The 22,652-nt window shown below is 66.9% G+C and carries 40 protein-coding genes; 38 read left to right on the forward strand and 2 right to left on the reverse strand.

All coding sequences use genetic code 11. From position 1 onward, the window contains the following. The 32 genes from BLP62_RS00005 to rplQ form a co-directional block, all read left to right on the forward strand. Window positions 1-892: elongation factor Tu (locus tag BLP62_RS00005; protein WP_093004972.1), on the forward strand; the 892-nt coding region annotated here is incomplete at its 5' end. Window positions 893-900: 8 nt separating this feature from the next. After that, a complete protein-coding gene (gene rpsJ, locus BLP62_RS00010) occupies window positions 901-1,218 on the forward strand; it encodes a 30S ribosomal protein S10 (protein WP_093004588.1) in 318 nt (105 codons plus the stop codon). Then, entirely contained in the window at window positions 1,215-1,835 is a 621-nt protein-coding gene (gene rplC / locus BLP62_RS00015) for a 50S ribosomal protein L3 (RefSeq protein ID WP_093004591.1), read from the forward strand. The genes rpsJ and rplC overlap by 4 nt, the downstream gene beginning before the upstream one ends. A gap of 8 nt (window positions 1,836-1,843) precedes the next feature. Beyond that, window positions 1,844-2,467: a 50S ribosomal protein L4 gene (gene rplD, locus BLP62_RS00020; protein WP_241374107.1), complete on the forward strand. Its 624-nt coding sequence runs from the start codon at window positions 1,844-1,846 to the stop codon at window positions 2,465-2,467. Continuing rightward, on the forward strand, window positions 2,464-2,754 hold the full coding sequence (locus BLP62_RS00025; RefSeq protein ID WP_093004594.1) for a 50S ribosomal protein L23: 291 nt from the start codon (window positions 2,464-2,466) through the stop codon (window positions 2,752-2,754). Before rplD ends, BLP62_RS00025 begins: the two co-directional genes overlap by 4 nt. Window positions 2,755-2,803: 49 nt before the next feature. Continuing rightward, complete coding sequence (rplB, locus tag BLP62_RS00030; protein ID WP_093004597.1) at window positions 2,804-3,634, forward strand: 50S ribosomal protein L2; 831 nt, start codon at window positions 2,804-2,806, stop codon at window positions 3,632-3,634. 8 nt (window positions 3,635-3,642) lie between these two features. Then, a complete protein-coding gene (gene rpsS, locus BLP62_RS00035; RefSeq protein WP_011173711.1) occupies window positions 3,643-3,924 on the forward strand; it encodes a 30S ribosomal protein S19 in 282 nt (93 codons plus the stop codon). A gap of 2 nt (window positions 3,925-3,926) precedes the next feature. Then, the gene (rplV, locus tag BLP62_RS00040) at window positions 3,927-4,268 is read left to right on the forward strand and encodes a 50S ribosomal protein L22 (RefSeq protein ID WP_093004601.1); all 342 of its coding nucleotides are present in this window, start codon (window positions 3,927-3,929) and stop codon (window positions 4,266-4,268) included. After that, the gene (gene rpsC, locus BLP62_RS00045) at window positions 4,258-4,977 is read left to right on the forward strand and encodes a 30S ribosomal protein S3 (RefSeq protein WP_093004604.1); all 720 of its coding nucleotides are present in this window, start codon (window positions 4,258-4,260) and stop codon (window positions 4,975-4,977) included. Before rplV ends, rpsC begins: the two co-directional genes overlap by 11 nt. Window positions 4,978-4,980: 3 nt before the next feature. Then, a complete protein-coding gene (gene rplP / locus BLP62_RS00050) occupies window positions 4,981-5,406 on the forward strand; it encodes a 50S ribosomal protein L16 (protein WP_093004607.1) in 426 nt (141 codons plus the stop codon). After that, window positions 5,393-5,611, forward strand: a complete 219-nt coding sequence (rpmC, locus tag BLP62_RS00055; RefSeq protein ID WP_093004610.1) for a 50S ribosomal protein L29 — start codon at window positions 5,393-5,395, stop codon at window positions 5,609-5,611. The genes rplP and rpmC overlap by 14 nt, the downstream gene beginning before the upstream one ends. Next, window positions 5,604-5,921, forward strand: coding sequence for a 30S ribosomal protein S17 (gene rpsQ / locus BLP62_RS00060; protein ID WP_093004613.1), 318 nt, complete (start codon window positions 5,604-5,606; stop codon window positions 5,919-5,921). The genes rpmC and rpsQ overlap by 8 nt, the downstream gene beginning before the upstream one ends. Next, a complete protein-coding gene (gene rplN / locus BLP62_RS00065) occupies window positions 5,918-6,286 on the forward strand; it encodes a 50S ribosomal protein L14 (RefSeq protein WP_003043914.1) in 369 nt (122 codons plus the stop codon). Before rpsQ ends, rplN begins: the two co-directional genes overlap by 4 nt. Beyond that, entirely contained in the window at window positions 6,286-6,618 is a 333-nt protein-coding gene (rplX, locus tag BLP62_RS00070) for a 50S ribosomal protein L24 (protein ID WP_093004617.1), read from the forward strand. Before rplN ends, rplX begins: the two co-directional genes overlap by 1 nt. Before the next feature lies 1 nt (window position 6,619). Next, entirely contained in the window at window positions 6,620-7,168 is a 549-nt protein-coding gene (rplE, locus tag BLP62_RS00075; RefSeq protein WP_093004620.1) for a 50S ribosomal protein L5, read from the forward strand. Between the two features lie 7 nt (window positions 7,169-7,175). Next, window positions 7,176-7,361, forward strand: coding sequence for a type Z 30S ribosomal protein S14 (locus BLP62_RS00080; RefSeq protein ID WP_018111303.1), 186 nt, complete (start codon window positions 7,176-7,178; stop codon window positions 7,359-7,361). A gap of 68 nt (window positions 7,362-7,429) precedes the next feature. After that, on the forward strand, window positions 7,430-7,846 hold the full coding sequence (gene rpsH, locus BLP62_RS00085) for a 30S ribosomal protein S8 (protein WP_014514886.1): 417 nt from the start codon (window positions 7,430-7,432) through the stop codon (window positions 7,844-7,846). Then, window positions 7,846-8,388, forward strand: coding sequence for a 50S ribosomal protein L6 (gene rplF, locus BLP62_RS00090; RefSeq protein ID WP_093004623.1), 543 nt, complete (start codon window positions 7,846-7,848; stop codon window positions 8,386-8,388). The genes rpsH and rplF overlap by 1 nt, the downstream gene beginning before the upstream one ends. Window positions 8,389-8,396: 8 nt before the next feature. Beyond that, entirely contained in the window at window positions 8,397-8,735 is a 339-nt protein-coding gene (rplR, locus tag BLP62_RS00095) for a 50S ribosomal protein L18 (protein WP_093004626.1), read from the forward strand. Between the two features lie 9 nt (window positions 8,736-8,744). Next, complete coding sequence (rpsE, locus tag BLP62_RS00100; RefSeq protein WP_093004629.1) at window positions 8,745-9,218, forward strand: 30S ribosomal protein S5; 474 nt, start codon at window positions 8,745-8,747, stop codon at window positions 9,216-9,218. After that, window positions 9,218-9,400, forward strand: coding sequence for a 50S ribosomal protein L30 (rpmD, locus tag BLP62_RS00105; protein WP_093004632.1), 183 nt, complete (start codon window positions 9,218-9,220; stop codon window positions 9,398-9,400). The genes rpsE and rpmD overlap by 1 nt, the downstream gene beginning before the upstream one ends. Beyond that, a complete protein-coding gene (gene rplO / locus BLP62_RS00110; protein ID WP_093004635.1) occupies window positions 9,397-9,849 on the forward strand; it encodes a 50S ribosomal protein L15 in 453 nt (150 codons plus the stop codon). The genes rpmD and rplO overlap by 4 nt, the downstream gene beginning before the upstream one ends. Window position 9,850: 1 nt before the next feature. Continuing rightward, entirely contained in the window at window positions 9,851-11,167 is a 1,317-nt protein-coding gene (gene secY / locus BLP62_RS00115; protein WP_093004638.1) for a preprotein translocase subunit SecY, read from the forward strand. Window positions 11,168-11,176: 9 nt separating this feature from the next. Then, the gene (locus tag BLP62_RS00120; RefSeq protein WP_093004642.1) at window positions 11,177-11,731 is read left to right on the forward strand and encodes an adenylate kinase; all 555 of its coding nucleotides are present in this window, start codon (window positions 11,177-11,179) and stop codon (window positions 11,729-11,731) included. Further along, window positions 11,731-12,498, forward strand: coding sequence for a type I methionyl aminopeptidase (gene map, locus BLP62_RS00125; protein WP_093004645.1), 768 nt, complete (start codon window positions 11,731-11,733; stop codon window positions 12,496-12,498). The genes BLP62_RS00120 and map overlap by 1 nt, the downstream gene beginning before the upstream one ends. Window positions 12,499-12,505: 7 nt before the next feature. Further along, the gene (gene infA / locus BLP62_RS00130) at window positions 12,506-12,724 is read left to right on the forward strand and encodes a translation initiation factor IF-1 (protein WP_093004648.1); all 219 of its coding nucleotides are present in this window, start codon (window positions 12,506-12,508) and stop codon (window positions 12,722-12,724) included. Between the two features lie 8 nt (window positions 12,725-12,732). After that, window positions 12,733-12,846 (forward strand): 50S ribosomal protein L36, encoded by a 114-nt coding sequence (rpmJ, locus tag BLP62_RS00135; RefSeq protein ID WP_003043944.1) that lies wholly within the window; start codon window positions 12,733-12,735, stop codon window positions 12,844-12,846. Between the two features lie 9 nt (window positions 12,847-12,855). Then, a complete protein-coding gene (gene rpsM / locus BLP62_RS00140) occupies window positions 12,856-13,236 on the forward strand; it encodes a 30S ribosomal protein S13 (protein WP_039458154.1) in 381 nt (126 codons plus the stop codon). 36 nt (window positions 13,237-13,272) lie between these two features. Beyond that, window positions 13,273-13,662, forward strand: coding sequence for a 30S ribosomal protein S11 (gene rpsK / locus BLP62_RS00145; RefSeq protein ID WP_093004651.1), 390 nt, complete (start codon window positions 13,273-13,275; stop codon window positions 13,660-13,662). A 10-nt stretch (window positions 13,663-13,672) separates the two neighbouring features. After that, entirely contained in the window at window positions 13,673-14,302 is a 630-nt protein-coding gene (gene rpsD / locus BLP62_RS00150; RefSeq protein WP_093004654.1) for a 30S ribosomal protein S4, read from the forward strand. Between the two features lie 22 nt (window positions 14,303-14,324). After that, entirely contained in the window at window positions 14,325-15,263 is a 939-nt protein-coding gene (locus BLP62_RS00155) for a DNA-directed RNA polymerase subunit alpha (RefSeq protein WP_093004657.1), read from the forward strand. Between the two features lie 4 nt (window positions 15,264-15,267). Next, window positions 15,268-15,624 carry a 50S ribosomal protein L17 gene (rplQ, locus tag BLP62_RS00160; protein WP_093004660.1) on the forward strand — a complete coding sequence of 119 codons (357 nt, stop codon included), beginning with the start codon at window positions 15,268-15,270 and terminating at the stop codon, window positions 15,622-15,624. Between the two features lie 199 nt (window positions 15,625-15,823). Here the strand turns inward: rplQ and BLP62_RS00165 are convergent, their stop codons facing one another. Then, window positions 15,824-16,300 (reverse strand): DNA cytosine methyltransferase, encoded by a 477-nt coding sequence (locus BLP62_RS00165; protein ID WP_093004663.1) that lies wholly within the window; start codon window positions 16,298-16,300, stop codon window positions 15,824-15,826. 45 nt (window positions 16,301-16,345) lie between these two features. On the opposite strand from BLP62_RS00165, the gene BLP62_RS00170 reads away from it, so the two are divergent. Next, window positions 16,346-17,179, forward strand: coding sequence for a DMT family transporter (locus BLP62_RS00170; protein ID WP_093004666.1), 834 nt, complete (start codon window positions 16,346-16,348; stop codon window positions 17,177-17,179). 38 nt (window positions 17,180-17,217) lie between these two features. Here the strand turns inward: BLP62_RS00170 and BLP62_RS00175 are convergent, their stop codons facing one another. After that, window positions 17,218-17,730, reverse strand: a complete 513-nt coding sequence (locus BLP62_RS00175) for an HNH endonuclease (protein ID WP_093004976.1) — start codon at window positions 17,728-17,730, stop codon at window positions 17,218-17,220. A gap of 80 nt (window positions 17,731-17,810) precedes the next feature. Here BLP62_RS00175 and BLP62_RS00180 point away from each other — a divergent pair, with 80 nt between their 5' ends. From BLP62_RS00180 to BLP62_RS00200, 5 genes are read left to right on the forward strand one after another with little or no spacing between them, the layout of a single operon-like run. Then, window positions 17,811-19,148: a tetratricopeptide repeat protein gene (locus tag BLP62_RS00180; RefSeq protein WP_093004669.1), complete on the forward strand. Its 1,338-nt coding sequence runs from the start codon at window positions 17,811-17,813 to the stop codon at window positions 19,146-19,148. A 1-nt stretch (window position 19,149) separates the two neighbouring features. Continuing rightward, complete coding sequence (locus BLP62_RS00185) at window positions 19,150-19,887, forward strand: SPOR domain-containing protein (RefSeq protein ID WP_093004672.1); 738 nt, start codon at window positions 19,150-19,152, stop codon at window positions 19,885-19,887. Next, entirely contained in the window at window positions 19,884-20,519 is a 636-nt protein-coding gene (locus BLP62_RS00190) for a redox-sensing transcriptional repressor Rex (protein WP_093004675.1), read from the forward strand. Before BLP62_RS00185 ends, BLP62_RS00190 begins: the two co-directional genes overlap by 4 nt. A 2-nt stretch (window positions 20,520-20,521) precedes the next feature. Next, a complete protein-coding gene (locus BLP62_RS00195; protein WP_093004678.1) occupies window positions 20,522-21,034 on the forward strand; it encodes a hypothetical protein in 513 nt (170 codons plus the stop codon). A gap of 19 nt (window positions 21,035-21,053) precedes the next feature. Next, entirely contained in the window at window positions 21,054-22,601 is a 1,548-nt protein-coding gene (locus BLP62_RS00200) for an Ig-like domain-containing protein (RefSeq protein WP_093004681.1), read from the forward strand. Window positions 22,602-22,652 lie beyond the last annotated feature (51 nt).

Here is a 22,652-nt window from a genome sequence, read left to right on the forward strand (position 1 = left end):
GGACGGGCCGATGCCGCAGACCCGGGAGCACATCTTGCTGGCGCGCCAGGTGGGGGTGCCGTACATCGTGGTGTTCATGAACAAGGTGGACATGGTGGACGACCCCGAGTTACTGGACCTGGTGGAGATGGAGGTGCGGGACCTCCTCAACCAGTACGAGTTCCCTGGGGACGAGGTGCCGGTGATCCGGGGGAGCGCGTTGCTTGCCCTTGAGCAGATGCACAAGAACCCCCAGACGAAGCGAGGGGAGAACGAGTGGGTGGACCGGATTTGGGAGCTTTTGGACGCCATTGACGAGTACATTCCCACGCCGGTGCGGGACGTGGACAAGCCGTTCTTGATGCCGGTGGAGGACGTGTTCACCATTACGGGCCGTGGGACGGTGGCCACGGGGCGGATTGAGCGGGGCAAGGTGAAGGTTGGGGACGAGGTGGAGATCGTGGGCCTTGCTCCGGAGACGCGGAAGACGGTGGTGACGGGTGTGGAGATGCACCGGAAGACCCTGCAGGAGGGGATTGCTGGGGACAACGTGGGGGTGCTCTTGCGGGGTGTGAGCCGGGAGGAGGTGGAGCGGGGGCAGGTGTTGGCGAAGCCTGGGAGCATTACCCCGCACACGAAGTTTGAGGCCTCGGTGTACGTCTTGAAGAAGGAGGAGGGTGGGCGGCACACGGGGTTTTTCACGGGGTACCGGCCGCAGTTTTACTTCCGGACCACGGACGTGACGGGGGTGGTGGAGTTGCCCCAGGGGGTGGAGATGGTGATGCCCGGGGACAACGTGACCTTCACGGTGGAGCTCATCAAGCCGGTGGCCTTGGAGGAGGGGCTCCGCTTCGCCATCCGGGAAGGCGGCCGCACCGTGGGCGCCGGCGTGGTCACCAAGATCCTGGAGTGAGGTGAGGCATGCCCAAGATCCGCATCAAGCTACGGGGCTTTGACCACAAGACCCTGGACGCCTCGGCCCAAAGGATCGTGGAGGCCGCAAGGCGTTCCGGGGCCCAGGTGTCAGGGCCCGTGCCCTTGCCTACGCGGGTGCGGCGGTTCACCGTGATCCGGGGGCCTTTTAAGCATAAGGACTCCCGGGAGCACTTTGAGCTCCGCACCCACCACCGTCTGGTGGACATCCTCAACCCCAACCGCAAGACCATAGAGAGCCTCATGGCCTTGGACCTGCCCACCGGCGTGGAGATTGAGATCAAGACCGTGGGAGGTGGCAAGTGAAGGGCATCCTGGGCGTGAAGGTGGGCATGACCCGGGTCTACAAGGAAGACCGGGCCATCCCCGTGACCGTCATCCTGGCGGGGCCCTGTCCCGTGGTGCAGCGCCGCACCCCGGAGAAGGACGGCTACCTGGCGGTGCAGCTGGGGTTCCTTCCCCAGAAGCCCAAGCGGGTCAACCGGCCCATGAAGGGGCACTTCGCCAAGGCCGGGGTCCAGCCCGTGCGCATCCTCAAGGAGATCCGCGGCTTCAACCCCGAGGCCGACGTGGTGACCGTGGAGATCTTCCAGCCCGGTGAGAGGGTGGACGTGACCGGCACCTCCAAGGGGCGGGGTACCGCGGGGGTCATGAAGCGCTGGAACTTTGCGGGCGGCCCCGACTCCCACGGCGCCCACAAGATTCACCGGCATCCGGGCTCCATCGGCAACCGCAAGACCCCGGGCCGGGTCTACAAGGGCAAGAAGATGGCGGGCCACTACGGGGCCGAGCGGGTAACGGTGCAGAACCTCGAGGTGGTGGACGTCCTTCCCGAGGAGAACCTCCTCCTGGTGAAAGGCGCCGTTCCCGGGCCCAACGGGGGCCTCTTGGTGGTGCGGGAGGCCAAGAAGGTGGCCAAGTGAAGGAGGGTATGGCCGTGTACCAGATTCCTGTGCTTTCCTCTCTCGGCAAGCGGGAGCTTGCCGCCGACCTACCCCAGGAGGTGAACCCCCACCTCCTCTGGGAGGTGGTGCGCTGGCAGCTGGCCAAGCGCCGCCGGGGCACCGCCAGCACCAAGACCCGGGGCGAGGTGGCCTACTCCAGCCGCAAGATCTACCCCCAGAAGCACACCGGCCGGGCCCGCCACGGGGACATCGGGGCCCCCATCTTCGTGGGCGGGGGGACTGTCTTCGGGCCCAAGCCCCGGGACTACAGCTACACCCTGCCCAAGAAGGTGCGGAGGGCGGGCCTGGCCATGGCCGTGGCCGACCGGGCCAAGGAGGGGAAGCTCCTTCTGGTGGAGGACTTCGCCGGGGTCAACGGCAAGACCAAGGAGTTCCTGGCCTGGGCCAAGGCCGCGGGCCTGGACGGCTCCGAAAGCGTCCTTCTGGTGGCGGAAAGCGAGCTGGTCCGCCGCGCCGCCCGCAACCTCCCCTGGGTGGTCACCCTGGCCCCCCAAGGGCTCAACGTCTACGACATCCTGCGCACCGAGCGCCTGGTGATGGACCTGAAGGCCTGGGAAACGTTCCAGGAGCGCCTGGGAGGTAAGGAATGAAGACCGCCTACGACATCATCCTGGCCCCAGTGCTTTCCGAGAAGGCCTACGCCGGCTTCGCTCAGGGCAAGTACACCTTCTGGGTGCACCCCAAGGCCACCAAGTCCGAGATCAAGCGGGCGGTGGAGGAGGCCTTTAAGGTGAAGGTGGTGGGGGTGAACACCCTCCACGTGCGGGGCAAGAAGAAGCGCCTGGGCCGCTACCTGGGCAAGCGCCCCGACCGCAAGAAGGCCATCGTGCAGGTGGCCTCCGGGCAGAGGATTGAGGCCTTGGAGGGCCTCATCTAGACCCCGCCGGGAAAGGGAGCCCGGCCCTGATCCGGCAAGGGAGGAAAGAATGGGCATCAAGAAGTTCAAACCCTACACCCCAAGCCGCCGCTTCATGACGGTGGCCGACTTCTCCGAGATCACCAAGACGGAGCCCGAGAAGTCCCTGGTCGTTCCCCTAAAGAAGACGGGGGGCCGCAACAACCAGGGCCGCATCACCGTGCGCTTCCGCGGGGGCGGCCACAAGCGCTTGTACCGCATCGTTGACTTCAAGCGCTGGGACAAGGCGGGCATCCCCGCCAAGGTGGCGGCCATTGAGTACGACCCCAACCGCTCGGCCCGCATCGCCCTCCTGCACTACGTGGACGGGGAAAAGCGCTACATCCTCGCCCCGGAGGGCCTGCAGGTGGGGCAGCAGGTGGTGGCGGGGCCGGACGCGCCCATCCAAGTGGGCAACGCCCTCCCCTTGCGCTTCATCCCCGTGGGTACCGTGGTGCACGCCGTGGAGCTCGTGCCCAAGCAGGGGGCCAAGCTCGCCCGTTCCGCGGGCACCAGCGCCCAGATCCAGGGCCGCGAGGGGGATTACGTGATCCTGCGCCTGCCCTCGGGGGAGCTTCGCAAAGTGCACGGGGAGTGCTACGCCGCCATCGGCGCCGTGGGCAACGCCGACCACAAGAACATCGTCCTGGGCAAGGCGGGCCGCACCCGCTGGCTCGGGCGCAAGCCCCACGTGCGCGGCGCCGCCATGAACCCGGTGGACCACCCCCACGGCGGTGGCGAGGGGCGGGCGCCCCGGGGACGGCCCCCGGCCTCGCCTTGGGGCTGGCAGACCAAGGGGCTTAAGACCAGGAAGCGGCGCAAGCCCTCCAGCCGCTTCATCCTCGCCCGGCGGAAGAAGTGAGGTGAGCCATGCCGCGTAGCTTGAAAAAGGGCGTTTTCGTAGACGACCACCTCCTGGAGAAGGTCCTGGAGCTCAACGCCAAGGGGGAGAAGCGGCTCATCAAGACCTGGAGCCGCCGCTCCACCATCGTCCCCGAGATGGTGGGCCACACCATCGCGGTCTACAACGGCAAGCAGCACGTGCCCGTCTACATCACCGAGAACATGGTGGGGCACAAGCTGGGCGAGTTCGCGCCCACCCGCACCTACCGGGGGCACGGCAAAGAGGCCAAGGCCACCAAGAAGAAGTAGCCATGGAAGCGAAAGCCATAGCCCGTTACGTGCGCATCGCCCCCAGAAAGGTCCGGTTGGTGGTGGACCTGATCCGGGGGAAGAGCCTCGAGGAGGCCCGCGCCATCCTCCGCTACACCAACAAGCGGGGGGCCTACCACGTGGCCAAGGTGCTGGAGTCCGCCGCCGCCAACGCCGTGAACAACCACGACATGCTGGAGGACCGGCTTTACGTGAAGGCGGCCTACGTGGACGAGGGGCCGGCCCTCAAGCGGGTTCTGCCCAGGGCCCGGGGCCGGGCGGACATCATGAAGAAGAAGACCAGCCACATCACGGTGATCCTGGGGGAGAAGCATGGGAAATAAAATCCACCCCATCGGGTTCCGGCTCGGCATCACCCGGGACTGGGAGTCCCGCTGGTACGCCGGCAAGAAGCAGTACCGCCACCTCCTTTGGGAGGACCAGGAGATTCGCAACTACCTCACCAAGGAGCTTTACCCTGCGGGCCTGGCCCGCGTGGACATTGAGCGGGCGGCGGACAACGTGGCCGTGACCGTCCACGTGGCCAAGCCCGGGGTGGTGATCGGCCGGGGCGGGGAGAAGATCAAGGTCCTGCGGGACGCCCTCGCCAAGATGACCGGCAAGAACGTGGCCTTAAACGTCCAGGAGATCCAAAACCCCAACCTCTCCGCCCCCCTCGTGGCCCAGCGGGTGGCGGAGCAGATTGAGCGCCGCTTCGCCGTGCGCCGGGCCATCAAGCAGGCGGTGCAGCGGGTGATGGAGGCGGGGGCCAAGGGGGCCAAGGTCATCGTCTCCGGCCGCATCGGCGGAGCGGAGCAGGCCCGCACGGAGTGGGCCGCGGAGGGCCGGGTGCCCCTCCAGACCCTGCGTGCTAACATAGATTATGGCTTCGCTTTGGCCCGCACCACCTACGGGGTGCTGGGGGTCAAGGCGTACGTCTTCCTGGGGGAGGTGATCGGCGGCCAGAAGGCCAAGGCCCGCCTCGAGGGGCCCAAGGCCGAGGAGAGGCCCCGCCGCCGCCGCCCCGCCGTGCGGGTAAAGAAGGAGGAGTAGGCCATGCTGATGCCCAGGCGCATGAAGTACCGTAAGCAGCACCGGGGCCGGATGAAGGGGGCCACCAAGGGTGGGGATTACGTGGCCTTCGGGGACTATGGCCTCGTGGCCCTGGAGCCTGCCTGGATCACCGCCCAGCAGATTGAGGCCGCCCGTGTGGCCATGGTGCGCCACTTCCGCCGCGGGGGGAAGATCTTCATCCGCATCTTCCCCGACAAGCCCTACACCAAGAAGCCCCTGGAGGTGCGGATGGGTAAGGGCAAGGGCAACGTGGAGGGGTACGTGGCCGTGGTGAAGCCGGGCCGGGTGATGTTTGAGGTGGCCGGGGTCACGGAGGAGCAGGCCCTCGAGGCCCTGCGCATCGCGGGGCACAAGCTCCCCATCCAGACCAAGATCGTGAGGAGGGACGCCTACGATGAAGCTCAGTGAGGCGAGGAAGCAGCTGGAGGAGGCCCGGAAGCTCTCCCCGGTGGAGCTGGAGAAGCTCGTGCGGGCGAAGAAGCGGGAGCTCATGGAGCTCCGCTTCCAGGCCTCCATCGGCCAGCTTTCCCAGAACCACAAGATCCAGGACCTCAAGCGCCAGATCGCCAGGCTCCTTACGGTCTTGAACGAGAAGAGGAGGCAGAATGCCTAAGAAGGTCCTGACCGGGGTGGTGGTGAGCGACAAGATGCAGAAGACCGTCACGGTCCTGGTGGAGCGCCAGTTCCCCCACCCCCTCTACGGCAAGGTGATCAAGCGCTCCAAGAAGTACCTGGCCCACGACCCCGAGGAGCGCTACAAGGTTGGGGACGTGGTGGAGATCGTGGAGTCCCGCCCCGTCTCCAAGCGCAAGCGCTTCCGGGTGCTCCGCCTGGTGGAGGGGGGGCGCATGGACCTGGTGGAGAAGTACCTGGTGCGCCGCCAGAACTACGGGAGCCTTTCCAAGCGGGGAGGTAAGGCATGATCCAGCCGCAGACCTACCTGGAGGTGGCCGACAACACCGGGGCCCGCAAGATCATGTGCATCCGCGTCCTCAAGGGCTCCAACGCCAAGTACGCCACCGTGGGGGACGTGATCGTGGCCAGCGTCAAGGAGGCCATCCCCCGGGGGGCGGTGAAGGAAGGGGACGTGGTCAAGGCGGTGGTGGTGCGCACCAAGAAGGAGGTGAAGCGCCCCGACGGCTCGGCCATCCGCTTTGACGACAACGCCGCGGTGATCATCAACAACCAGCTGGAGCCTCGAGGCACCCGGGTCTTCGGCCCGGTGGCCCGGGAGCTTCGCGAGAAGGGCTTCATGAAGATCGTCTCCCTGGCGCCGGAGGTGCTCTGATGCGGGCCAAGGTGCACGTGAAGAAGGGGGACACCGTGCTGGTGGCCTCCGGGAAGTACAAGGGCCGGGTGGGCAAGGTGAAGCAGGTCCTACCCAGGCGGCAGGCCGTCATCGTGGAGGGGGTCAACCTCGTCAAGAAGGCGGTCCGGGTGAGCCCCCAGCACCCCCAGGGCGGCTTCATTGAGAAGGAAGCCCCCTTGCACGTCTCCAAGGTCCGCCCCATCTGCCCCGCCTGCGGCAAGCCCACCCGGGTGCGGAAGAAGCTTTTGGAGGACGGCAAGAAGATCCGGGTCTGCGCCAAGTGCGGCGGTTCCCTGGACGTGGAGGAATGAGATGCCCCTGGACGTTGCCCTGAAGAGGAAGTACTACGAGGAGGTCCGCCCCGAGCTCATCCGCCGCTTCGGGTACCAGAACATCTGGGAGGTGCCGAGGCTAGAGAAGGTGGTGGTCAACCAGGGCTTGGGCGAGGCCAAGGAGGACGCCCGCATCCTGGAGAAGGCGGCCCGGGAGCTCGCCCTCATCACCGGGCAGAAGCCCGCCATCACCCGGGCCAAGAAGTCCATCTCCAACTTCAAGCTCCGCAAGGGCATGCCCATCGGTCTTCGGGTCACCCTGCGCGGGGACCGCATGTGGATCTTCTTGGAAAAGCTCCTCAACGTGGCCCTTCCCCGCATCCGCGACTTCCGCGGGGTGAGCCCCACGAGCTTTGACGGCCGGGGCAACTACAACCTGGGCCTGAAGGAGCAGCTCATCTTCCCAGAGATCACCTACGACATGGTGGACGCCCTCCGGGGGATGGACATCGCGGTGGTCACCACCGCCAAGACCGACGAGGAGGCCAAGGCCCTTCTGGAGCTTCTGGGCTTCCCCTTCCGCAAGTGAGGCGAGCATGGCGAGGAAAGCGCTGATCGAGAAGGCCAAGCGGACCCCGAAGTTCAAGGTGCGGGCCTACACCCGTTGTGTGCGGTGCGGGAGGGCCAGGAGCGTCTACCGCTACTTCGGGCTATGCCGGCTCTGCCTGCGGGAGCTCGCCCACAAGGGGCAGCTTCCCGGGGTGAAGAAGGCCAGCTGGTAGGCCGTGGCCGGTCGGGGGGGTTCCCTCGAGACCGCATGGTCCAGGAGTGAGGTAAAAGGAGAGAGGAAATGCTTACGGACCCCATCGCCGACATGCTGACCCGGATCCGCAACGCCACCCGGGTCTACAAGGAGAGCACCGAGGTGCCCGCCTCGCGCTTCAAGGAGGAGATCCTGAAAATCCTGGCGCGGGAAGGGTTCATCAAGGGCTACGAGCGGGTGGAGGTGGACGGCAAGCCCGTGCTTCGCATCCACCTGAAGTACGGTCCCCGTCGCCAGGGGCCTGACCCCAGGCCCGAGCAGGTCATCAAGCACATCCGCCGCATCAGCCGGCCTGGCCGCCGGGTGTACGTAGGGGTTAAGGAGATCCCCCGCGTGCGCCGGGGCCTGGGCATCGCGATCCTCTCCACGCCCAAGGGCGTGCTCACGGACCGTGAGGCGAGGAAGCTCGGCGTGGGCGGCGAGCTCATCTGCGAGGTGTGGTGATGTCTAGGATCGGCAGGCTTCCCATTCCCCTTCCCAAAGGGGTACAGGTGGAGGTGGCCCCGGGGCTTGTGAAGGTGAAAGGCCCCAAGGGCGAGCTCCAGGTCCCCGTTTCCCCGGAGATGCGGGTGGTGGTGGAGGAGGGCCTGGTCCGGGTGGAGCGCCCCTCGGACGAGCGCCGCCACAAGAGCCTCCACGGCCTGACCCGCACCCTGATCGCCAACGCCGTCAAGGGGGTCTCCGAGGGGTACAGCAAGGAGCTCCTCATCAAGGGCATCGGCTACCGCGCCCGGCTCGTGGGGCGGGCGGTGGAGCTCACCGTGGGCTTCAGCCACCCCGTGGTGGTGGAGCCCCCGGAGGGCATCACCTTTGAGGTGCCCGAGCCCACCCGCATCCGGGTTTTGGGCATTGACAAGCAGAAGGTGGGCCAGGTGGCCGCGAACATCCGCGCGGTGAAGAAGCCCAGCGCTTACCACGAGAAGGGCATCTACTACGCGGGCGAGCCCGTCCGCCTCAAGCCCGGCAAGGCCGGGGCCAAGAAGTAGGGGGAAGCATGGCACGGCTAACCGCTTACGAGCGCCGCAAGTTCCGGGTGCGCAACCGCATCAAGCGCACGGGCAGGCTCCGCCTCTCCGTCTTCCGGAGCCTCAAGCACATCTACGCCCAGATCATTGACGACGAGAAGGGGCATACCCTGGTGGCCGAGTCCAGCCTGGCCCTGAAGCTCAAGGGCAACAAGACCGAGGTGGCCCGCCAGGTGGGCCGGGCCTTGGCGGAGAAGGCCTTGGCCTTGGGGATCAAGCAGGTGGCCTTTGACCGCGGCCCCTACAAGTACCACGGCCGGGTGAAGGCCCTGGCCGAGGGGGCCCGGGAGGGGGGCCTCGAGTTCTAAGGAGGGACCATGCCCGAGACCGACTTTGAGGAGAAAATGATCCTGGTGCGGCGCACCGCCAAGACCTACCAGGGCGGACGCCGCTTCCGCTTCGGCGCCTTGGTGGTGGTGGGGGACCGGCAGGGCCGGGTGGGCCTGGGCCTGGGCAAGGCCAAGGAGGTCCCCCTGGCGGTGCAGAAGGCGGGCTACTACGCCCGGCGCAACCTGGTGGAGGTGCCCTTGCAAAACGGCACCATTCCCCACGAGATTGAGGTGGAGTACGGGGCCTCCAAGATCCTCCTGAAGCCCGCGGCCCCCGGCACCGGGGTCATCGCGGGGGCGGTGCCCCGGGCCATCCTGGAGCTTGCCGGGGTCACCGACATCCTCACCAAGGAGCTGGGGAGCCGCAACCCCATCAACATCGCCTACGCCACCATGGAGGCCCTGAGGCAGCTCCAGACCAAGGAGGACGTCCGGCGCCTCAGGAAGGGCGGGGAGGAGTGATGGCCAGGCTCAAGGTGAAGCTGGTGAAAAGCCCCATCGGCTACCCCAAGGACCAGAAGGCGGCCCTCAAGGCCTTGGGGCTGACCAAGCTGCAGAGGGAAAGGATTCTGGAGGACACCCCGGCCATCCGCGGCAACGTCCGCAAGGTGGCCCATCTCCTCCAGGTGGAGGTGCTGGAATGAAGCTTACGGACCTCAAGCCCAACCCCGGGGCCAACAAGCGGCGCAAGCGGGTGGGCCGGGGCCCCGGCTCCGGCCACGGCAAGACGGCCACCCGCGGCCACAAGGGCCAGAAGTCCCGCTCCGGCGGCCTCAAGGACCCCCGCCGCTTTGAGGGCGGGCGCTCTACCACCCTCATGCGCCTGCCCAAGCGGGGCATGCAGGGCCAGGTGCCCGGGGAGATCAAGCGCCCCAAGTACCAGGGGGTGAACCTGAAGGACCTTGCCCGCTTTGAGGGCGAGGTGACCCCGGAGCTTCTGGTGCGGGCGGGCATCCTGAAGAAGGGGCACCGCCTCAAGATCCTGGGCGAGGGGGAGGCCAAGGCCCTCAAGGTGGTGGCCCACGCCTTCTCCAAGAGCGCCCTGGAGAAGCTGAAGGCCGCGGGCGGCGAGGCCGTTCTCCTGGAGGCTTAGCATGCTCAAGGCCTTCCGGAGCGCCCTCCAGATCCCCGAGCTTCGCCAGCGCGTCCTCTTCACCCTCTTGGTGCTCGCGGCCTACCGCCTCGGGGCCTTTATCCCCACCCCGGGGGTGGACCTGGACAAGATCCAGGAGTTTCTGCGCACCACCCAGGGAGGGGTGTTCGGCATCATCAACCTCTTCTCCGGGGGGAACTTTGAGCGCTTTTCCATCTTCGCCCTGGGGATCATGCCTTACATCACCGCGGCCATCATCATGCAGCTTCTGATCACGGTGGTGCCCGCGCTGGAGAAGCTCTCCAAGGAGGGGGAGGAGGGCCGCCGCATCATCAACCAGTACACCCGCATCGGCGGCATCGCTCTGGGGGCCTTCCAGGGCTTCTTCCTGGCCACGGCTTTTCTGGGGGCTGAAGGGGGGCGTTTCCTCCTTCCCGGCTGGTCCCCGGGGCCCTTCTTCTGGCTGGTGGTGGTGGTCACCCAGGTGGCGGGCATCGCCCTCCTCCTCTGGATGGCGGAGCGCATCACCGAGTACGGGATCGGCAACGGCACCAGCATGATCATCTTCGCGGGGATCGTGGTGGACTGGCTCCCCCAGCTCCTGCGCACCATCGGCCTCATCCGCACCGGGGAGGTCAACCTGGTGGCCTTCCTCTTCTTCCTGGCCTTCATCGTCCTGGCCTTCGCGGGCATGGCCGCGGTACAGCAGGCGGAGCGCCGCATCCCCGTGCAGTACGCCCGCAAGGTGGTGGGGCGCAGGGTCTACGGGGGGCAGGCCACCTACATCCCCATCAAGCTGAACGCCGCCGGGGTGATCCCCATCGTCTTCGCCGCCGCCATCCTGCAGATCCCCATCTTCCTCACGGCCCCCTTCCAGGACAACCCCGTGCTCCAGGCCATCGCCAACTTCTTCAACCCCACCCACCTTTCCGGCCTCCTCATAGAGGTGGTCCTCATCGTCCTCTTCACCTACGTCTACACCGCGGTGCAGTTTGACCCCAAGCGCATCGCCGAGTCCTTGCGGGAGTACGGGGGCTTTATCCCGGGGATCCGCCCGGGGGAGCCCACGGTGAAGTTCCTGGAGCACATCGTCTCCCGCCTCACCCTCTGGGGGGCCCTCTTCCTGGGCCTGGTGGCGGCCCTTCCCCAGATCATCCAGAACCTCACCGGGGTGAAGAGCATCGCCTTCTCGGGGATCGGCCTCCTCATCGTGGTGGGGGTGGCCCTGGACACCCTAAGGCAGGTGGAGAGCCAGCTCATGCTGAGGAACTACGAAGGGTTCCTCTCCAAGGGCCGCATCCGCGGCCGCACGCGCTAAGGAGGCGGGATGGGGGAAGCGGTGATCTTCTTGGGGCCGCCGGGGGCGGGGAAGGGCACCCAGGCGGCGAGGCTCGCGGAGGAACTTTCCTTCAAGAAGCTTTCCACCGGGGACATCCTCCGGGACCACGTGGCCCGGGGGACCCCCTTGGGCCAGCAGGTGAAGCCCATCATGGACCGGGGGGACCTGGTGCCGGACGAGCTCATCCTGGCCCTCATCCGGGAGGAGCTGGCCGACCGGGTCATCCTGGACGGGTTTCCCCGCACCCTGCCCCAGGCGGAGGCCCTGGACCGCCTCCTGGCGGAGACCGGCACAAGGCTTCTTGGCGTGGTCCTGGTGGAGGTGCCGGAGGAGGAGCTGGTGCGGCGCCTCCTCCGGCGGGCGGAGCTGGAGGGCCGCTCCGACGACAACGAGGAGACCATAAGGCGCCGCCTCGAGGTCTACCGGGAGAAGACCGAGCCCTTGGTCCACTACTATGAGAAGAAGGGGGTCTTGCGGCGGGTGGACGGCCTCGGCACCCCCGAGGAGGTCTACGCCCGCATCCGGGCGGCCCTGGGGATCTGATGGCCATCAAGCTGAAAAGCCCCTGGGAGATTGAGCGCATGCGGGAGGCGGGGGCCCTCCTCACCGAGGTGGTGGAGGAGGTGGGCCGCCACGTGGCCCCGGGCGTCACCACCAAGGAGCTGGACCGGATCGCCTACGAGGCCATAAGGAAGCGCAAGGCCAAGCCCGCCTTCCTCGGGCTCTACGGTTTTCCCGCCACCTTGTGCACCTCGGTGAACGAGGTGGTGGTCCACGGCATCCCCTCGGAGGAGCCCCTGAAGGAGGGGGACATCCTCTCCGTGGACGTGGGCCTCATCTACGGGGGCTTCGCCGCGGACATGGCCCGCACTTTCCCCGTGGGCCGGGTCTCGCCGGAGGCGGAGAGGCTCATCCGGGATACGGAGGCCGCCTTCTGGGAGGGGATGAAGTACCTCCGCCCGGGCTTCCGCATCGGGGACGTGGCCCACGCGGTGCAGACCTTCCTGGAAAGCCGGGGCTACGGGGTGGTGCGGGAGTTCGTGGGCCACGGGGTGGGCCGGGAGATCCACGAGGACCCCCAGCTTCCCAACTTCGGTAAGCCCGGAACCGGCCCCAAGATCCGGCCCGGGATGACCCTGGCCCTCGAGCCCATGGTCACCTTGAGGCCAGCCCCTGTGGTAATATTGGAAGATGGCTGGACGGCGAGCGCCGGGCAGGGCAACCTCGCCGCCCACTACGAGAACACCGTCTTGGTGACGGAGGAAGGCCCGGAGCTTCTCACCGGGGTTCCCTTGGTGCGGGCGCGGTAGGAGGGGTATGGCGAAGGAGAAGGACACCATTCGGGCGGAAGGCGTGGTCACCGAGGCTTTGCCCAACGCCACCTTTCGGGTGAAGCTGGACTCGGGGCCGGAGGTTTTGGCCTACATCTCGGGCAAGATGCGGGTGCACTACATCCGCATCCTGCCCGGGGACCGGGTGGTGGTGGAGATCACCCCCTACGACCCCACGCGGGGAAGGATCGTCTACCGCAAGTAGGAGGCGCGATGAAGGTACGGGCGTCGGTCAAAAGGATGTGCGAGAAGTGCAAGGTGGTGCGCCGGCACGGCCGGGTTTACGTGATCTGCGAGAACCCCAAGCACAAGCAGCGCCAGGGCTAAGGAGGGAACGTGGCGAGGATCGCAGGCGTAGAGATTCCCAGGAACAAGCGGGTGGACGTGGCCCTCACCTACATCTACGGCATCGGGCCTGCCCGGGCCAAGGAGGCCCTGGAGAAGACGGGGATCAACCCCGCCACCCGGGTGAAGGACCTCACGGAGGCCGAGGTGGTGCGCCTCCGCGAGTACGTGGAGAACACCTGGAAGCTGGAGGGGGAGCTTAGGGCGGAGGTGGCGGCCAACATCAAGCGCCTCATGGACATCGGCTGCTACCGCGGCCTCCGGCACCGCCGGGGCCTGCCGGTGCGGGGCCAGCGCACCCGCACCAACGCCCGTACCCGCAAGGGTCCCCGCAAGACCGTGGCGGGCAAGAAGAAGGCCCCGAGGAAGTAAGCCTTTAGGGCCAGCGGATACTCCGAGAGGGAGAGTATGGCCAAAAAAGCGACGAAGAAAAAGGTCAAGCGGCAGGTGGCGAACGGGAAGGCCTACATCCACGCCTCCTACAACAACACCATCGTCACCATCACCGACCCCGAGGGCAACCCCATCACCTGGTCCTCGGGCGGGGTCATCGGCTACAAGGGGAGCCGCAAAGGCACCCCCTACGCGGCCCAGCTTGCGGCCATGGACGCCGCCAAGAAGGCCATGGCCTACGGCATGCAAAGCGTGGACGTGGTGGTCCGGGGCACCGGGGCGGGCCGGGAGCAGGCCATAAGGGCCCTCCAGGCCTCCGGCCTCCAGGTGAAGTCCATCGTGGACGACACCCCCGTGCCCCACAACGGCTGCCGGCCCAAGAAGAAGTTCCGCAAGGCCTCGTAAGGAGTAGAAGATGGGTCGTTACATCGGACCAGTTTGCCGCCTTTGCCGTCGGGAAGGGGTCAAGCTTTACCTGAAGGGGGAGAGGTGCTACAGCCCCAAGTGCGCCATGGAGCGCCGCCCCTACCCCCCGGGCCAGCACGGGCAGCGCCGCACCCGGCGCCCCTCCGACTACGCCGTTCGCCTTCGCGAGAAGCAGAAGCTCCGCCGCATCTACGGGATCTCCGAGACCCAGTTCCGCAACCTCTTTGAGGAGGCGAGCCGCAAGAAGGGGGTCACGGGCGCGGTCTTCCTGGGCCTTTTGGAGTCCCGCCTGGACAACGTGGTCTACCGCCTCGGCTTCGCCCAAAGCCGCCGCCAGGCCCGGCAGATGGTGCGCCACGGCCACATCACGGTGAACGGCCGCAGGGTGGACCTGCCCGCCTACCGGGTGAAGCCCGGGGACGAGATCGCCATCGCCGAGGGGAGCAAGAACCTGGCCTTCATCCGGGAGAACATCGAGGCCATGAAGGGGCGCAAGGTGGGCCCCTGGCTCTCCCTGGACGTGGAGGGGATGAAGGGCAAGTTCCTGCGCCTCCCCGACCGGGAGGAGCTGGCCCTTCCCGTGAACGAGCAGCTGGTGATTGAGTTCTACTCCAGGTAGTCCCTGGCCGGCAAGGAGGCCTATGCTAGAGAGCAAGCTCAAAGCCCCGGTGTTCACGGTGCGCACCCAGGGGCGGGAGTACGGGGAGTTCGTCCTGGAGCCCCTGGAGCGGGGCTTCGGGGTCACCCTGGGAAACCCCCTGCGGCGCATCCTCCTTTCCTCCATCCCGGGGACCGCGGTCACCAGCGTCTACATTGAGGACGTCCTCCACGAGTTCTCCACCATCCCCGGGGTGAAGGAGGACGTGGTGGAGATCGTCTTGAACCTCAAGGAGCTGGTGGTGCGCTTCCTGGACCCCAGGATGCAGACCGCTACCCTGGTCCTCAGGGCCGAGGGCCCCAAGGCGGTGAAGGCCGCGGACTTCACCCCTTCCGCCGAGGTGGAGATCCTGAACCCGGACCTCCACATCGCCACCCTGGAGGAGGGGGGGAGGCTTTACATGGAGGTGCGGGTGGACCGGGGGGTGGGGTATGTGCCCGCGGAGCGCCACGGCATCAAGGACCGCATCAACGCCATCCCCGTGGACGCCCTCTTCTCCCCGGTGCGCCGGGTGGCCTTCCAGGTGGAGGACACCCGCCTGGGCCAGCGCACGGACCTGGACAAGCTCACCCTCAGGATCTGGACGGACGGCTCCATCACCCCCCTCGAGGCCCTGAACCAGGCCGTGGCCATCCTCCAGGAGCACCTCTCCTACTTCGCAAGCCCCCAGATGGCCCCCGCCCTTCCCACCGCCGAGCCCCCGCAGGAGCGGGAGGAGAAGGAGGAGCTGGACCTCCCCTTGGAGGAGCTCGGCCTCTCCACCCGGGTCCTCCACAGCCTCAAGGAGGAAGGGATTGAGTCCGTGCGGGCCCTTCTGGCCCTCAACCTCAAGGACCTGAGGAACATCCCCGGCATCGGGGAAAGGAGCCTCGAGGAGATCCGCGAGGCCTTGGCCAAGCGGGGCTTTACCCTAAAGGAGTGAGACCATGCGCCACCTCAAGTCTGGAAGGAAGCTGAACCGCCACTCTTCCCACCGCCTGGCTCTTTTCCGCAACCAGGCCAAAAGCCTCCTCCTGCACGGCCGCATCACCACCACCGTGCCCAAGGCCAAGGAGCTTACGGGCTTCGTGGACCACCTGATCCACTTGGCCAAGCGGGGGGACCTCCACGCCCGCAGGCTGGTCCTTAGGGACCTTCAGGACGTGAAGCTCGTGCGCAAGCTCTTTGACGAGATCGCCCCCAAGTACCAAAGCCGCCCCGGGGGGTACACCCGGGTCCTCAAGCTGGCGGAGCGCCGCCGCGGGGACGGGGCGCCCTTGGCCCTGGTGGAGCTGGTGGAGTAAGGCTACCCCATGCTGGCTTGCGCCAGCATGGGGGCCCCCAAAGGGCCCCCTCCAGCCTTGGTTCGGGCGCCCTGGGGTGCGGAATCAACCTAGAGACTTAAGTACCCCGCTCTGGCACAAGCCAGAGCGGGGGCCCCGAAAGAGCCTTCGCAAAGCCCTACCTCCGGCGTCCCATGTGGCGAAATCAAGGTGCGGGCACTTAGCCTTCGGGGCCCTCCCTTCGCCCGAGGAGGCGGAGGAGCTGGTCCTCAAGCTCCCCGATATAGGCCGCCAGGGTGTTCCCGTGCTTCTCCAAAAGCTCTTCCACCCTGGCCTCTAGGGCCCGGATCTCCTCCCGTTCCGCCTCGGCGAGGCGGGCGAACTCGGCCTCGAGGTAGCGCCTGAGCTCGGTGTAGCGGCTTTGCTCCGCGTCCTCGGCCAGCTTCTTGTAGTGGAGGAGCTCCCGGGCGTAGCGCTTGACCTCCAGGAGGGCGGCGGTCTCCAGGCCGATGGTGAAGACGAGGTAGAGGAGGGTGAGCACCCCCAGGGCCACCACCAGCACGAGCCCCAAGGGGGCCTCCACCCGGGTGAGCCCCAGGGAAAGGGAGGTGGGTTTGGTGATCTCCCCCCAGTTGAGCCAGGCGAAGAGGGCGAGGAGGAGGAGCACCAGGAGGGCGAAGAGGTTGCGTGCGCTCATGCCTTGACCTCCATAAGGGCACCGGGGGGATTATACACTGCCCCCATGGGCTACCTTTACCTCCTCCTTGCCGCCTCCCTTTGGGGCCTTCTGGGCCCGGTGAGCCGCCTGGCCTTCCAGGAGGGCCTTCCTCCCCTTCAGGTGGCCTTCTTCCGGGCGGGGATCGCCTGGACCTTTTTCGCCCTCCACGCCCTGGCCCTGCGCCAGGTGCGGGTGGCCCCCCGGGACCTTCCTGTCCTCCTCCTCTTCGGCCTGGTGGGGGTGTCCCTCTTCTACGGGGCCTACCAGCTCGCGGTGGGGTTTGGGGGGGCGGCCTTGGCCTCGGTCCTCCTCTACACCGCCCCGGCCTGGGTGGCCCTGCTCTCCCGCCTGGTCTTGCGGGAGCCATTAGACGCCCTGGGGCTTTTCTCCGTGGCCCTCACCCTCCTCGGGGTGGCCCTCATGGGCCTGGGCGGGGGAAGCGAGGTGAAGGCCCTCTGGCCCGCCCTCTTCTTCGGCCTGCTTTCGGGGTTCACCTACGCCCTCTACTACATCTTCGGCAAGCTCTACCTGCCCCGCTACGCCACCCCTACCCTCTTCCTCTACGCTCTGCCCGTGGGGGCTTTAGGGCTTCTGCCTTTTGTGGACTTCGCCCCTTTGAGCCCTAAGGCCCTCTACGCCCTCCTCTTTTTGGGGACCTTTTCCACCTATGGGGCCTATCTGGCCTACTACGCTGGGCTCAGGCGGCTTCCCGCCACCCGGGCGAGCGTCCTCGCCACCCTCGAGCCCGTGGTGGCCAACCTCTTCGCCTTCCTCTTCTTCCGCGAGGTGCTTTCCCCTTTGGGCTACCTGGGGGCGGGTTTGGTCCTCCTGGCGGTCCTCCTCAGCGTGCGGCGCTAACGCCACCCCAGGGCATCCCGCGAGGCGGCGGTGGGCGCTTAGGGCAGGAAGGCCTTGAGGTAGGGCTCCCAGTCCGGGGGAATCCCCTTGAGGTCGGAGAGGAAGAGGGGAAGGCGGGGGCTTTTCGGGGGCCTCAGGAGGCGCATCCCCGCCTCCTCAGGGGTGCGGTCCCCCTTCTTGAGGTTGCAGGCCCGGCAGGCGGTCACCAGGTTCTCCCAGGTGTGTTTGCCCCCGCGGCTTTTGGGGAGGACGTGGTCCACGGTGAGCTCCCCTCCCTGGCGGCCGCAGTACTGGCAGGTGTACCGGTCCCGCCGGAGGACGTTCCTGCGGTTTAAGGGGATGCGGCTCGGTCCCCGCCGCACCAGGCGCTTGAGGCGGATGACGCTGGGGACGGGGATCTTGGTGGAGGGGGTGTGGAGGTAGCGGCCGCTTTCCGAGAGCATCTCCGCGCTTCCCGAAAGCACCAAAAGCACGCTCCGCTTGATGCTGGCGAGGCCCAGCACCTCGTACCCCGCGTTGAGCACCAGGACGCGGGGGGCGTCCAGGTTCAGGGGCTTTTCCTCGGCTGGCCCCACGCTTTCTAGGATAGCGCCGTGGTATGCTGAGGGCAACGACGGGTTGGGAGGCCCTTATGACGAAACCCTTGGTTGTGCTCCTTCCCCTCTTGGGCCTGGCCCTGGCGGCTTCCCTGGAGGAGGCGGAGGCCCTTTTGCGCGCGGGGAACTACGCCCAGGCGGCCTTGGCCTATGAAGAGGTGCTGGCCCAGGACTACCGCCGCCTCGAGGCCCACCTGGGCCTGGGCGTGGCCCTCTTCCGGGCGGGCCGCCTGGAGGAGGCCCGCTTCGCCTTTGACCAGATGCTCCGGGTCTTCCCCGACCGCTACGAGGGCCACTTCAACCTGGGCCAGGTCTACCTGCGCTTGGGAAAGCCCGAGGAGGCGGCGGAGGCCTTCCAGAAGGCGGTCTCCTTGAAGCCCACCGAGGAGGCCTACCTGGCCCTGGCCGCCGCCCTCGGCCAGGCGGGCAAGGCCAAGGAGGCGGCGGAGGCCTTGAAGAAGGGGTTTTCCCCCGAGCGGAGCCTGGCTTTCCGCCTGGCCCTGGCCCAGGCCCTCTACGCCGCGGGAAGCCGGGCGGAGGCCGCGCCCGTCCTCTACGGGGTGGTCAACCAAGACCCCAAGGCGGCGGAGGCCTGGGAGCTTCTCGCCCGCATCCTGGCGGAGGAGGGGCTGAAGGGCAGGGCCCTACGGGAGCTGGACCGGGGCCTGGCCCAGGTGGAGGGGAAGGCGCGGGCCAGGCTCCTCCTCCGCAAGGCCCTCCTCTCCGAGGCCCCCGAGCCCCTCTTGAAGGAGGCCTACGCCCTTGACCCCGGCCTTTGGGAGGCCGCCTTCCACCTGGGGCAGATCCGGCTTCGGGCCGGGGACGCCAAGGGGGCCTTGGCCCCCCTCCTCGCCGCCTACCGCGCAAGCCCCGAGCCCGAGGTGGCCCAGGCCCTGGCGGCGGCCTACCTGCGCCTGGGCGACCCCCAAAGCGCCTACCGCTACGCCGGGGAGGCGGGGCCTCCTGGGACCTTCCTGAAGGCCCAGGCGGCCTACCTCCTGGGCAAGAAGGAGGAGGCCTTGAGGCTTCTGGAAGGGCTATCCACCCCCGAGGTCCAGGCCCTTAAGGGCGCCCTCCTCCTGGAGCTCGGGAGGGCCGAGGAGGCGGTGGGGGTGCTCCGTCCCCTCTACGAGGCCGGGCGGGACCCCCAGGTGGGGGTGAACCTGGCCGCCGCCCTGGTGGCCCTGGGGCGCTTCGGCGAGGCGGAGGTGGTGCTTCGCGAGGTGCTCCAGCGCCTCCCCAAGGAGGCCGCCGCCTGGTACAACCTGGGCCTGGCCCTGAAGGGCTTGAACCGGGAGGGAGAAGCGGAGCGCGCCCTGCGGCAGGCCGCGGCCTTGGGCTCCAAGGAGGCCCGGGCCCTTCTCGGGAGGTAGGATGGGCTGGCTTAAGGAAAACTGGCTGGACGCTCTGATCTTTCTCCTCATCGCCTTGGTGGCGGCGGGGATTGTCCTCTACCTCACGGGGGTCAACCCCTTCGCCCGCCCCCAGGCCCAGCCCGCTCCGGCCCCGGTCCAGACCGCCCCGGCGGAAAGCCCGCCTTCCCCTAAGGCCCCGGAGCCCGTGGTCACGGTGATCCCCCTGCCCCAGGCGCCCGAGGAGGCGCCCCCGGCCAGGCCTGAACCCGCCCCCGAGGCCAAACCCCCTGCCCCGGCCCCGGCCAAGCCCTTGCCCGAGGGGAGCTTTCGGGTGGTGGTGGGGGCCTTCGCCAACCCGGAAAACGCCGCCCGGCTCAGCCGGGAGCTCGCCGCCAAGGGGTACCCCGTGCGCCTCGAGGCCTCGGGGAGCCTTACCCGGGTGGTGGTGGGCCCTTACCGCAGCGAGGAGGAGGCGAGACGGGTGGCCCAGGCCCTTTCCGGCTACGGGGCCCAGGTTTACCGCGGCCAGGCCCCGGCCTCCCCTCCCCAGGAGGGCCTCTACCTGCAGGTGGGTGCCTTCCAGAAGGAGGAAAACGCCCTGGCCCTGGCGAATAAGCTCAAGGAGATGGGGCTTCCCGTGGTCCTGGTCAAGGACGGGGTCTACCGGGTTCGGGTGGGGCCGGTGGCCCCGGAGGAAAAGGAGGCCCTCAGGGCCCGGATAGAGGCCTTGGGCCTCCAGGCCTTGGAGGTGCGATGAAGGTCCCTAGCGCCGCCATAAGCCGCCTGGTGACCTACCTCCGCATCCTGGAGGAGCTGGAGGCCAAGGGCATCCACCGCACGAGCTCCGAGCAGCTGGCGGAGGAGGCCCAGGTGACCGCCTTCCAGGTGCGGAAGGACCTCTCCTACTTCGGCTCCTACGGCACCCGGGGGGTGGGGTACACCGTCCCCGTCCTCAAGCGGGAGCTCCGCCACATCCTGGGCCTAAACCGTAAGTGGGGGCTTTGCATCGTGGGCATGGGCCGCCTGGGGAGCGCCCTCGCCGACTACCCGGGGTTTGGGGAGAGCTTTGAGCTCAGGGGCTTCTTTGACGTGGACCCGGAGAAGGTGGGCCGCCCGGTGCGGGGCGGGGTGATTGAGCCCGTGGACCTCCTGCCCCAACGGGTGCCGGGGCGCATTGAAATCGCCCTCCTCACCGTGCCGCGGGAGGCGGCCCAGGAGGCGGCGGACCTTCTGGTGGCGGCGGGGATCAAGGGGATCCTGAACTTCGCCCCGGTGGTCCTCGAGGTGCCCAAGGAGGTGGCGGTGGAGAACGTGGACTTCTTGGCGGGGCTCACGCGGCTTTCTTTTGCTATACTCAATCCCAAGTGGAGAGAGGAGATGATGGGGTGATTATGAAAGGCTACCAGCTCCTCATGGGTTTGGTGTTGGCTTTGGCATTTTCGGCTTGTTCGGACGTGTTTTTCCAGCAACCCTACCGGGTGCTTTTGGACCCACCCCAGCTTGGCTACGAGGTGGACGACCAAGGAAAGATCACCGTGGTCGGTAACAACGCCTATGTCCAGGTGGCTCCTGGCGCCCCGGGGGGGTATTTGGAGCGGTACGAGTACGTGGTGGTGGACGATTCCGGGAACGAGGTCTTCGCCGGGGCTTCCTTGGGAAGCGGGTTCGTTGGCGTGGAGATTCCGGAGGGTAAGGAGGTTTCCCAGGACGGCCAGGTTCAGTACCTTTCTAAAAAGTCTGAGCCCTTCCGCTTTAGCCTGGACGGCAGGGTTGCTGTGGAACATCTGAATCAAGGGGCACCCCTGAACTGGCGCGCCCAGGTAACCTGGTTTGTGCGCACCCTCAACGGCGGCGAGGTTTCCTGGACCCAGGAATACCAAATCAAAAACCCCCTGCAGCCCTGAAGAGGTAGAGGAGGTATAGATGAAGCAGCCTTGGACATCCATCTTGGCAGGGGTGGCGCTCCTCCTTGGGGGATGCAACCTTGGGGGAAGCTCCACAGGCCAAGGAACAGTGAGCCTTTCCGTGGGCATCAGCAAGCCCACAGCGGGCGCTTATACCAACCAGCGCGAAGTTGAAGTGCGTATCGCCGCCACGGGCGGGCGGGTGGAAAGCGCCAAGCTAAGGTATGATGGCCCTTCCTCGGGCGAGATTCCTTTGGCCCCGAGTGGGGGCGTGTGGCGGGGGACCCTTCCGGAATCCCTAAGCTCGGGGACCTACACCTTAAAGGCCGAAGCCCAGGCCGGCTCTTCTGTAAAGGAAAGCGATCCGGTTTCTTTCGTTTTTGACAAAGACAAACCGCAAATCACCGTCTTGGCTCCAACCTCTCCGGTAACGCTCAGTAGCACTTCTTTGGAAGTGAGGGTACGGGCTCAGGACACCCACTCGGGGATCAAGTCCGTTAAGCTTTTCGCAGACGCCACTCTCCTGGAGGAGAAACTCGGAGCTTCGGGAGGGGAGTACATCTTTACGGTGAAGAGGGACGTTCTTCCCGAGGGCCTTGTGGCTTTGCGCGTCGTTGCGGAGGACTTGGCCGGTAATGTTCAAGAAACCCTGGTTTCCGTCACAGTGGACCGTGCCTCGCCCACGGTGGTGTGGAGGCGTCCGGCGGACGGGGCGACGGTGTCTGGGCTGGTGACCTTGGAGGTGGAGGCCACGGACAACGTGGGCGTGGCCAAGGTGGAGTTCTTCGCGGGGTCCACGAAGCTTGGGGAGGCCACCTCGGCGCCCTACACCTTCAGCTGGAACACCGCGGGCTACCCGGACGGTCCGGTGACGCTCAAGGCCCGTGCGGTGGACGTTGCGGGGAACGCCACGGAGGCCACCCTCACGGTGACGGTGGCGAACGCGCCGAAGGTTTTCTGGTTGAACCCCACACCTAATCAGAAGGTGGCGGGTTCGGTTGCCCTCCGGGTAGAAGTTCAGGCTCTCCGACCGATAAACAGGGTAGAGTTCTACTTCGGTCCCGACGAGAACTCCATAAGTAAGGTCCCCGGAACGCCAACGCAGTCTGGCAACACCTACACATTGAATTGGGACGTTCTTCAGGTGCAACCCGGAAGCTACCTGCTCAAAGTGGTAGTGGTGGACGTGCAGGGTTCGCAAGCTCAGGCCACGATCCCGGTGGAGGTTGGCTCTGCCTTTGTGATCACCACGCCTGCTGAGGGGGATAAGGTGGGGCCTGGAGCCGATCGGTCCATTGTGACAATCACAGTGGGGATTAACGGTACGCTTCCGCCAGGGGTTAGCGTGACGCGGGTGGCAATTTACATCAACGGCCAGTACCAAGGGGACGCGACTTCGAATACGGCGGGGGATGGGTCTCAAATCTATATCTACACCTGGAACACCACCCAATCCTCCCCGGGTCACGACCCCACTTTGTCGGGAGACCGGGTAATCACGGCCAGGGTCTACTACACCGGTGGAGACACTTGGACGAACGGCGTCCGGGTGAACTATCAGCCCTAGCGCAAGGTAGAGTGGGCTGGCCCCGGGTTTTCCCGGGGCCTTTGCTTATAC

The sequence above is a fragment of the Thermus arciformis genome (assembly GCF_900102145.1).
Taxonomy (GTDB): Bacteria; Deinococcota; Deinococci; order Deinococcales; family Thermaceae; genus Thermus; species Thermus arciformis.

What these genes read in the sequence shown, in the direction of transcription:
- rpsJ (WP_093004588.1), top strand. Translation starts at nt 901, where the DNA reads ATGCCCAAGATCCGCATCAAGCTACGGGGCTTTGACCACAAGACCCTG.
- rplD (WP_241374107.1), top strand. Translation starts at nt 1,844, where the DNA reads ATGGCCGTGTACCAGATTCCTGTGCTTTCCTCTCTCGGCAAGCGGGAG.
- BLP62_RS00025 (WP_093004594.1), top strand. Translation starts at nt 2,464, where the DNA reads ATGAAGACCGCCTACGACATCATCCTGGCCCCAGTGCTTTCCGAGAAG.
- rplB (WP_093004597.1), top strand. Translation starts at nt 2,804, where the DNA reads ATGGGCATCAAGAAGTTCAAACCCTACACCCCAAGCCGCCGCTTCATG.
- rpsS (WP_011173711.1), top strand. Translation starts at nt 3,643, where the DNA reads ATGCCGCGTAGCTTGAAAAAGGGCGTTTTCGTAGACGACCACCTCCTG.
- rplV (WP_093004601.1), top strand. Translation starts at nt 3,927, where the DNA reads ATGGAAGCGAAAGCCATAGCCCGTTACGTGCGCATCGCCCCCAGAAAG.
- rpsC (WP_093004604.1), top strand. Translation starts at nt 4,258, where the DNA reads ATGGGAAATAAAATCCACCCCATCGGGTTCCGGCTCGGCATCACCCGG.
- rplP (WP_093004607.1), top strand. Translation starts at nt 4,981, where the DNA reads ATGCTGATGCCCAGGCGCATGAAGTACCGTAAGCAGCACCGGGGCCGG.
- rpmC (WP_093004610.1), top strand. Translation starts at nt 5,393, where the DNA reads ATGAAGCTCAGTGAGGCGAGGAAGCAGCTGGAGGAGGCCCGGAAGCTC.
- rpsQ (WP_093004613.1), top strand. Translation starts at nt 5,604, where the DNA reads ATGCCTAAGAAGGTCCTGACCGGGGTGGTGGTGAGCGACAAGATGCAG.
- rplN (WP_003043914.1), top strand. Translation starts at nt 5,918, where the DNA reads ATGATCCAGCCGCAGACCTACCTGGAGGTGGCCGACAACACCGGGGCC.
- rplX (WP_093004617.1), top strand. Translation starts at nt 6,286, where the DNA reads ATGCGGGCCAAGGTGCACGTGAAGAAGGGGGACACCGTGCTGGTGGCC.
- rplE (WP_093004620.1), top strand. Translation starts at nt 6,620, where the DNA reads ATGCCCCTGGACGTTGCCCTGAAGAGGAAGTACTACGAGGAGGTCCGC.
- BLP62_RS00080 (WP_018111303.1), top strand. Translation starts at nt 7,176, where the DNA reads ATGGCGAGGAAAGCGCTGATCGAGAAGGCCAAGCGGACCCCGAAGTTC.
- rpsH (WP_014514886.1), top strand. Translation starts at nt 7,430, where the DNA reads ATGCTTACGGACCCCATCGCCGACATGCTGACCCGGATCCGCAACGCC.
- rplF (WP_093004623.1), top strand. Translation starts at nt 7,846, where the DNA reads ATGTCTAGGATCGGCAGGCTTCCCATTCCCCTTCCCAAAGGGGTACAG.
- rplR (WP_093004626.1), top strand. Translation starts at nt 8,397, where the DNA reads ATGGCACGGCTAACCGCTTACGAGCGCCGCAAGTTCCGGGTGCGCAAC.
- rpsE (WP_093004629.1), top strand. Translation starts at nt 8,745, where the DNA reads ATGCCCGAGACCGACTTTGAGGAGAAAATGATCCTGGTGCGGCGCACC.
- rpmD (WP_093004632.1), top strand. Translation starts at nt 9,218, where the DNA reads ATGGCCAGGCTCAAGGTGAAGCTGGTGAAAAGCCCCATCGGCTACCCC.
- rplO (WP_093004635.1), top strand. Translation starts at nt 9,397, where the DNA reads ATGAAGCTTACGGACCTCAAGCCCAACCCCGGGGCCAACAAGCGGCGC.
- secY (WP_093004638.1), top strand. Translation starts at nt 9,851, where the DNA reads ATGCTCAAGGCCTTCCGGAGCGCCCTCCAGATCCCCGAGCTTCGCCAG.
- BLP62_RS00120 (WP_093004642.1), top strand. Translation starts at nt 11,177, where the DNA reads ATGGGGGAAGCGGTGATCTTCTTGGGGCCGCCGGGGGCGGGGAAGGGC.
- map (WP_093004645.1), top strand. Translation starts at nt 11,731, where the DNA reads ATGGCCATCAAGCTGAAAAGCCCCTGGGAGATTGAGCGCATGCGGGAG.
- infA (WP_093004648.1), top strand. Translation starts at nt 12,506, where the DNA reads ATGGCGAAGGAGAAGGACACCATTCGGGCGGAAGGCGTGGTCACCGAG.
- rpmJ (WP_003043944.1), top strand. Translation starts at nt 12,733, where the DNA reads ATGAAGGTACGGGCGTCGGTCAAAAGGATGTGCGAGAAGTGCAAGGTG.
- rpsK (WP_093004651.1), top strand. Translation starts at nt 13,273, where the DNA reads ATGGCCAAAAAAGCGACGAAGAAAAAGGTCAAGCGGCAGGTGGCGAAC.
- rpsD (WP_093004654.1), top strand. Translation starts at nt 13,673, where the DNA reads ATGGGTCGTTACATCGGACCAGTTTGCCGCCTTTGCCGTCGGGAAGGG.
- BLP62_RS00155 (WP_093004657.1), top strand. Translation starts at nt 14,325, where the DNA reads ATGCTAGAGAGCAAGCTCAAAGCCCCGGTGTTCACGGTGCGCACCCAG.
- rplQ (WP_093004660.1), top strand. Translation starts at nt 15,268, where the DNA reads ATGCGCCACCTCAAGTCTGGAAGGAAGCTGAACCGCCACTCTTCCCAC.
- BLP62_RS00165 (WP_093004663.1), bottom strand. Translation starts at nt 16,300, where the DNA reads ATGAGCGCACGCAACCTCTTCGCCCTCCTGGTGCTCCTCCTCCTCGCC.
- BLP62_RS00170 (WP_093004666.1), top strand. Translation starts at nt 16,346, where the DNA reads ATGGGCTACCTTTACCTCCTCCTTGCCGCCTCCCTTTGGGGCCTTCTG.
- BLP62_RS00180 (WP_093004669.1), top strand. Translation starts at nt 17,811, where the DNA reads ATGACGAAACCCTTGGTTGTGCTCCTTCCCCTCTTGGGCCTGGCCCTG.
- BLP62_RS00185 (WP_093004672.1), top strand. Translation starts at nt 19,150, where the DNA reads ATGGGCTGGCTTAAGGAAAACTGGCTGGACGCTCTGATCTTTCTCCTC.
- BLP62_RS00190 (WP_093004675.1), top strand. Translation starts at nt 19,884, where the DNA reads ATGAAGGTCCCTAGCGCCGCCATAAGCCGCCTGGTGACCTACCTCCGC.
- BLP62_RS00195 (WP_093004678.1), top strand. Translation starts at nt 20,522, where the DNA reads ATGAAAGGCTACCAGCTCCTCATGGGTTTGGTGTTGGCTTTGGCATTT.
- BLP62_RS00200 (WP_093004681.1), top strand. Translation starts at nt 21,054, where the DNA reads ATGAAGCAGCCTTGGACATCCATCTTGGCAGGGGTGGCGCTCCTCCTT.